We start from the raw sequence: 7,455 nt of genomic DNA, 5'->3' as shown, positions 1-7,455 counted from the left end.
GATTGCTGAAATCATCCACTGGATAATTTCACCTAACGTCCGTACTCACCTAAGGAAAGTTTTAAAGAAGACTTTATATTCAATCTGAAATCCAGCTCAAAAAAACTGGATTTTTTATCGTATTTATAGAAAATATTAATATATTTAAATAAAATAGGTCTATACCATTTACAAATACAGTACAAAAGATTATAATGTGTATGAATATATCGGTAGAAAAAGAAAGGAAATCACCATGACAACTTATATACAAGCAGATCAATTCTTTTATCCCCATGGCATTCGTAAGGGAGGATATCTAGAAATTGTCGATGGCAAATTTGGGAAACATGTAGATCAGCTACCAGAGGGAGCTACTGTTTTGGACTATACAGGCTATAGTATTGCTCCTGGTTTGGTCGATACGCACATCCATGGATTTGGTGGAGTTGACGTTATGGACAACAACATCGAGGGAACCCTTCATACTATGAGTGAGGGGCTCTTGAGCACAGGGGTCACTAGCTTTTTGCCAACAACCTTGACCTCTTCTTATGAGCAATTATTAGCAGTCACTGAAAACATTGGAGCACGATACCAAGAAGCGTCTGGTGCTAAGATTCGTGGTATTTACTTTGAAGGACCTTACTTTACAGAGAAGTACAAAGGGGCACAAAATCCAGCCTATATGAAAGATCCTCGGATGGATGAATTCCGTGCATGGCAAAAAGCAGCCAACGGCTTGCTCAATAAAATTGCCCTTGCTCCTGAGCGAGATGGTGTAGAAGACTTTGTCCGCACAGTAACAGGAGAAGGGGTAACGGTTGCGCTTGGTCACTCCAATGCAACCTTTGACGAAGCTAAAAAAGCAGTGGATGCTGGGGCTAGTGTCTGGGTGCATGCCTATAACGGAATGCGCGGTTTGACGCACCGTGAGTTGGGAATGGTTGGGGCTATGTACCAACTTCCTCATACTTATGCAGAGTTAATCTGTGATGGCCATCACGTTGATCCAAAAGCCTGCGACATCCTTCTCAAACAAAAAGGAGTGGAAAATATTGCCTTGATCACCGACTGTATGACAGCTGGTGGATTGGAAGATGGCGACTACATGTTGGGTGAATTCCCTGTTGTCGTAGAAAATGGAACAGCCCGTTTGAAATCGACAGGGAATCTGGCTGGTTCGATCTTGAAGCTTAAAGATGGATTGAAGAATGTTGTTGAGTGGGGCATTGCCAATCCTCATGAAGCGGTCATGATGGCAAGTCTCAACCCTGCTAAATCTGTCCATATTGATGATGTCTGTGGCCAAATCCGTGAAGGGTATGACGCTGACTTTATTGTATTGGATAAAGATTTAGAGTTGGTAGCAACCTTCTTAGACGGTCAAAAACGATTTGAAGCCTAATGGTGAAAAAGAGGTTCAACTACGAATCGCTTGCTTTCGCCAAACTAAAAATTGAATGTATCCCATAAGCTGAGATGAAAGTCTCAGCTTATTTGAATAGGATTCCTTGATCTAACCATTTGTCTCTTTGCTCCGATACATGGTATAATGAAAGTAATTGAATCGCGAGGTAGTTTTATGAATAAGATAAACGTACGTTTTTTATTGATGGGCTTGTTTTTCTTTATCTACGGTATGTTGCGCCGTAGTCCCGTCATCCTAGTGGCAGGTAGTGCCTTTTTACTCTATGCTTTCTTTAGCAAATCGATGGTGCAGCCGAAGGAAAATATCTTTAAGCCAAAGTTGCGCTTGAATGCGAAGACTTCTAAGTCAGGTGAAAAAACAAAGGAAAGTGACGGGAAATAAGATGAAGAGCTACAAACTGAATGACGGACGCCACATTCCTGTACTTGGTTTTGGTACTTGGAAGGCGAAAGATGGCGAGGAAGCTTATCAAGCAGTAAAAGCAGCCTTAGAAGTGGGCTATCGCCATATTGATACAGCAGCCATCTATCAAAATGAAGAAAGCGTCGGAAAGGCTATCAAAGATAGTGGTATTCCAAGAGAAGAGCTTTTTGTAACGACCAAGTTGTGGAATAATCGTCACACCTATGAGGATGCTGTCAATGGCCTAAAAGAATCTTTGCACAAATTGGGACTAGATTATATCGATTTGTACCTCATCCACTGGCCAAATCCTGTGACTCACAGAGAAAATGAGGCCTGGAAAGAACGGAATCGTGAGGTTTGGAGAGCCATGGAAGATATGCAGGCAGAAGGAAAAATCCGTTCTATTGGCGTGAGTAACTTCCTGCCCCATCACCTGGATGCTTTGTTAGAGAGTGCCAACGTTCTTCCGGCGGTCAATCAGATTCGCTTGGCCCCTGGAGTCTATCAAGAGGAAGTAGTCCGTTATTGCCGTGATAAAGGAATTTTATTGGAAGCTTGGGGGCCATTTGGCCAAGGAGAGTTGTTTCAAAATGAGACAGTCCTTACATTGGCTAAACAGTATGACGTGACACCAGCCCAGCTTCTGTTGGCCTGGAGTCTAGCAGAAGGATTTTTACCTCTGCCCAAGTCAGTGACTCCTGAACGCATTGCAAGTAACCTACAATGCTCTGCGATTGCATTATCCCCAGAAGATTGTGACCTTCTTCGGAAGATCCCAGTAGAGGCAGGAGCACCGAATCCAGATACCAAAGACTTTTAGGATTGTTTGTTTTTAATAGACAGTGAGAATTTGCTCTCACTGTCTTTTTTGTGTAACGAGACGAAAAACGAATGATTTGTTTTAAATATCTAAATATTTGGACATCGAAACCATTAAAAAGCAAACAAAAAACAACTAATTAAAGATATTGTACGGAAATATTACAATTTGATAACAAAGTTAATGTTGAGTGAATTTTCTGAAAAATTAGGAGTATAATAAGAATAATTTAGTATATAGGGGGAATTTTATGAGTAAACAGCGTTTCTCATTGAGAAAATATAAGTTTGGTGTTGCATCGGTGCTATTAGGATCTGTTCTTGTCTTTGGAGCAGGGAATGTAAGTGCTGATGAAGCGAAACAGCCAGAGACTGCAGTCGTTGCATCTGCAGAAGCAAATCAAGCATCGCCAAGTGAGTCTGCGTCTCCTGTAACGAATCAGGCAAGTGAGCAGACTACAGGCTCAGTAGTTGAAAATGGTAAAGTTGTTGACGAGCCAGTCTCCTCAGACAAAGGGGCAACAACTCCATCTGTCGAATCAGATAGCCAAGTCCTTGCGCAGGAAGCAAAAACAGAGGCTCAAGCTACTGAAAAGCAAGCGGAAGTCGTAACTAAAACCGAAGAAAAAACTGTAGAAAAAACTGCAGAAAAAACATCCGAAGGACAGGAAAAAACAGAAGCAAAACCTTCTTCAACAGAGGAGAAGAGTGAGGCTAAACCTGTAACGGAAGTACGTACTGAAAAGAAAGCTGAAGATAAACCATTAAGTATCAGCAGCAATACGATTATTAATGTGCCCCAAACTTGGGAAAAAGGCTACAAGGGTGAAGGGACTGTTGTTGCGGTCATTGACTCTGGTTTAGATGTCTACCATGAAGTATTGCGGATCTCAGATCCTACAAAAGGGAAGTTCAAAAATCAAACAGAATTAGAAGCTGCAAAAAAAGCAGCGGGAATTGACTACGGAAAATGGTACAACGATAAGGTTGTCTTTGCCTATGATTATATGGACGGAGATGACAATATCAAAGAAAAAGACCATGATTCACACGGTATGCACGTAACAGGTATTGCGACTGGGAACCCTGACAAAAAAGCTGGGGATGGCAACTACGTATATGGAGTTGCTCCAGAAGCCCAAGTGATGTTTATGCGGGTTTTCTCTGATCGTAGTGGATCGACCAGCGATGTTGTCTATGTAAAAGCGATTGATGACGCAGTGGCATTGGGAGCCGATGTCATTAACATGAGTTTAGGGTCTGGGACAGGATCTACAGTGAATGCTAGTCCTGCTGTCAGAGAAGCGATCCAACGAGCACGCGCCAAAGGGGTTAGTGTCGTCATCGCTGCGGGTAATAGCAATACCTATGGATACGGTTATAACAACCCAAGTGCTGAAAACCCTGATTATGGTGTCGTGGGTAGTCCTTCAACCGTAGAAGAGTCTATTTCTGTTGCCTCAGTAAATGATTCATTCGTAACGGAAGAAGTCTTTACAGTGCGTGGTTTGGAAGACAATGCCGACTTGGATAAAGGGAAGTTTACCTATACAGCGGCTGAAACAGATGCCAATTTCGAAAATGGGAAAGAATATGACTATGTGGATGCTGGTTTGGGGCGTGAGAGTGATTTAGAAAGTCTCGATTTGACTGGTAAAGTCGCCCTCATCAAACGTGGTGAAATCACCTTCTCAGATAAGGTCGCTAATGTCTATAAAAAAGGAGCGATTGGAGCCCTTATTTACAATAGTGTCGAAGGCGCGAATGTCAAAATGGGCCTCGAAGGCGATGCGAGAAAGATTCCTGCGGTATTTATTTCTAAGCGGTATGGAGAAGCGATCAAAGACAAAGACTACAAGATAGTCTTTGATGGCAGTCTGGATAACCGTCCAAACCCTGACGCTGGGAAGATGTCTGAATTCTCTAGTTGGGGAGTCTCAACGGATGGACAATTAAAACCGGATGTCACAGCACCTGGTGGATCGATCTTCTCTTCACTAAATGATAATAGCTATGGCAGTATCAGCGGAACCAGTATGGCCTCTCCTCATGTGGCTGGGGTATCAGCTTTGGTGAAGGAATACCTTCAAGCTCATCATCCAGAACTTTCACCAGAGGAGCTATCTGCAACGGTTAAGGCCTTGATCATGTCGACTGCAAAACCGCACTTCAACAAAGAAACGGGGGCCTACACTTCGGTACGTCAACAAGGGGCAGGGATTGTAGATACTGCTGCAGCTGTCTCGACAGATTTATATGTAACGAATGAAGATGCTTACCCAAGCGTAACCCTTGGTAATGTAGAAGATCGATTCAGTTTTGATGTGACCGTTCATAATATTTCTGATACTGACAGAGAGTTGAAGATGATTGTGAATACCACTACCGACGATGTAAAAGACGATCACTTTACCTTGAAGCCACGGAAATTAACAGAGACAGTATGGCCAAATGTCACCGTAAAAGCCCATAGCAGTCAGACAGTGACGGTGACTGTCGATGCATCTAAGTTTGCAGAAGAATTGACTAAATTGATGCCGAACGGTTACTTCCTAGAAGGATTTGTTCGCTTTGTGGATCCAGCAGATGATGGCGATGTGGTTAGCATCCCATTTATGGGCTTCCGTGGTTCTTTCCAAGATATCCCTGCGGTTGAAAAACCAATCTACAACTTGGTAAGAGAAGGGAAATCAGGATTCTACTATGATGTCCCAGAAACCAAACACGTGCCATCGAATGCAAACGTCACCTCTTTAGTTTCAAACGTGAATGATGTGCTCTATACGACTGCTAAGAAGGAAACAGCAGAACGAAGCCCAATCGTTCTTGGAACAGTGGAAACACCAGAAGGTTTGAACGTCCTCCATTTGGATGCTGATGGCAATGTCCGTCTGGCTATTTCTCCAGATGGAGATGGGAACAAAGATTACGTGCAATATCGTGCAGTCGTCTTGCGAAACCTAAAAAATATGAAAGCAGCTGTCTACAAGGCAGATGATCAAGCATTTGCTAATCCAATTTGGTCAAGTACAGGATCTTTCTCTGCTCGTAAGAATTATTTTGACGGACGTGGGAAACGATCTTATCTAGTCGACAATACGGCTTGGGAAGGAACGGATGCCAAGGGTGAAAAGGTAGCGGATGGTCACTATGTCTATGAAGTTCGCTATACGCCAGCCGTTCCAGGAGCAGAAGAGCAAGTTGTTCGATTTAATATCCAAATCGATACCCAAAAACCAGTCTTGACTTCAGGTTATACGACCAAGAAGGATGGGGTAGAAACCTTCTATGCTCGTAAAACAAAAGATATTGGCAACGGTGGAATCTTACGAGAGCAAGTCTTCTATGTCAAGGCCTTTGATGAAGAAGGGACCCTCGTTAAAGAGGGGAAAGACGCCCTAGGGAAGACTAGTCGCTTTGAAAACCGTGTCTATTTAACGGCAAATGAAGATGGTGGCTATACTCTTCCAGAAGGAATCAGTAAATACTTACTTTACTATGTGGTAGAAGACTACGCTGGAAACCGCGACTTTGCTTCTCTTGCTGATTTTGCTGGTACTGAAGATAGTGGCCGGATTAAGGTGTCAGTCCTAGATGCCGATACACATAAAGAATTAGATACCGATTTTGTCTACCGTATCAAGGATGATCAAGGACAGTATGTCAACTTAGACAAAGGGAAAGAAATCAATTTCCTTAAGTTTGGTAGCTACGTGGCAGAACTCTTTGCCTATGACAAATCAGATCTGAAACTCGTCAGCGAACGAACTCAGAAATTTGAAATCACTGCAGAGGACAGCTTTAAGACCATCGAATTCTTGGCCAAAGAGATTGTCACTGCACCTTTGAGCCTGGTCTTTGATCAAGCAGTACCAAGAACAACACCAGTTGTCTTGAAAAATCAAGCTGGTGAAACCTTTGTTCTTCCAGTTCAACGCTATGGCAAGAACGCTTTTGGAAAAGATGTCCCAGTTGGAACCTACACGATTTCAGTCAGTCTACCAACAGGTTATGAGTTGTTTGAGGATGCACCGACTGTGACCGTTCTAGCAGACCAAAACAATCTCGCAAAACTTTCTGTAGTCATTAAGACCCAATTGTTGCAATTGTTGGCTCAACAAGCTAATTTGACCAGCACTCCACAGTACTTTAATGCAACGAGTGAAAAACGTTTAGCCTATGATGCAGCTTATCAAGAAGCTCAGAAAGCTCTTGCAGCTAAGTTATCACAAGCAGAAGTTAACCAAATCTTCTCAAATCTTGGATTGGTTACGAGTCAATTAGACGGAAAAGAGTCTGATTTTACAGCGCTAAAATCAGCCATTGCTGCCTATGATGTAGCCTCAAAAACAGGTCGTTATGCCAACGCTAAGGATTCCGCTCGACGTGCCTTTGACCAAAGCTTTAAGGCATTGGCTCTCTTGCTCGTCCGTGAAGGTGTGACACAAGAGCAAATCAACCAAGCACTTGCAAATTATCAGGCAGCTGATCAACAGCTAAATGGTAAAACAACTGATTTTTCAAGTCTGAAGAAATTGATTGCGGCAGAACTCCAGTTCCAAGCTAAGAATGCGAAGTTTATCTATGCAGCAGATAAGGCGAAGGTAAACTATCTACAAGCCTTTATCCGCGCTCAAGCTGTACTGGCTAATCCTGGTGCCAGTCAACAGGAAGTTAAGGCGGTATTAGCTGAGGTTAAAGCTGCTAAGAAAAAATTAAATGGGAAAAAACCAAAGGTTGTAAAACGCCCATAACAGTCACCTTTCTTTGAAAGGATTTGCGACAAGTCTGAAACACCTGTTTCGGACTTGTTTTTTGTT

4 protein-coding genes are annotated in these 7,455 nt (G+C 42.8%); all 4 read left to right on the top strand.

Annotated elements, in window-relative coordinates:
- Positions 1-235: 235 nt before the first annotated feature.
- The 4 genes from nagA to ADH49_RS09385 all read left to right on the top strand — a co-directional run bounded on the left by nagA (position 236) and on the right by ADH49_RS09385 (position 7,389).
- Entirely contained in the window at positions 236-1,387 is a 1,152-nt protein-coding gene (gene nagA, locus ADH49_RS09400) for an N-acetylglucosamine-6-phosphate deacetylase (protein WP_006597080.1), read from the top strand.
- 177 nt (positions 1,388-1,564) lie between these two features.
- On the top strand, positions 1,565-1,792 hold the full coding sequence (locus tag ADH49_RS09395) for a hypothetical protein (RefSeq protein WP_006597076.1): 228 nt from the start codon (positions 1,565-1,567) through the stop codon (positions 1,790-1,792).
- A gap of 1 nt (position 1,793) precedes the next feature.
- The gene (locus ADH49_RS09390; protein ID WP_048691999.1) at positions 1,794-2,636 is read left to right on the top strand and encodes an aldo/keto reductase; all 843 of its coding nucleotides are present in this window, start codon (positions 1,794-1,796) and stop codon (positions 2,634-2,636) included.
- Positions 2,637-2,886: 250 nt separating this feature from the next.
- On the top strand, positions 2,887-7,389 hold the full coding sequence (locus ADH49_RS09385; RefSeq protein WP_048691997.1) for a S8 family serine peptidase: 4,503 nt from the start codon (positions 2,887-2,889) through the stop codon (positions 7,387-7,389).
- Positions 7,390-7,455 lie beyond the last annotated feature (66 nt).

Origin of the sequence: Streptococcus sp. 400_SSPC, from assembly GCF_001072745.1 — a bacterium.
GTDB lineage: Bacteria > Bacillota > Bacilli > Lactobacillales > Streptococcaceae > Streptococcus > Streptococcus xiaochunlingii.
The sequence above is the reverse complement of the archived record's forward strand: the minus strand, read 5'-3'. Positions and strand labels throughout refer to the sequence as shown.

Coding starts and splice junctions, on each gene's coding strand:
- nagA (WP_006597080.1), top strand. CDS start 236: ATGACAACTTATATACAAGCAGATCAATTCTTTTATCCCCATGGCATT.
- ADH49_RS09395 (WP_006597076.1), top strand. CDS start 1,565: ATGAATAAGATAAACGTACGTTTTTTATTGATGGGCTTGTTTTTCTTT.
- ADH49_RS09385 (WP_048691997.1), top strand. CDS start 2,887: ATGAGTAAACAGCGTTTCTCATTGAGAAAATATAAGTTTGGTGTTGCA.
- ADH49_RS09390 (WP_048691999.1), top strand. CDS start 1,794: ATGAAGAGCTACAAACTGAATGACGGACGCCACATTCCTGTACTTGGT.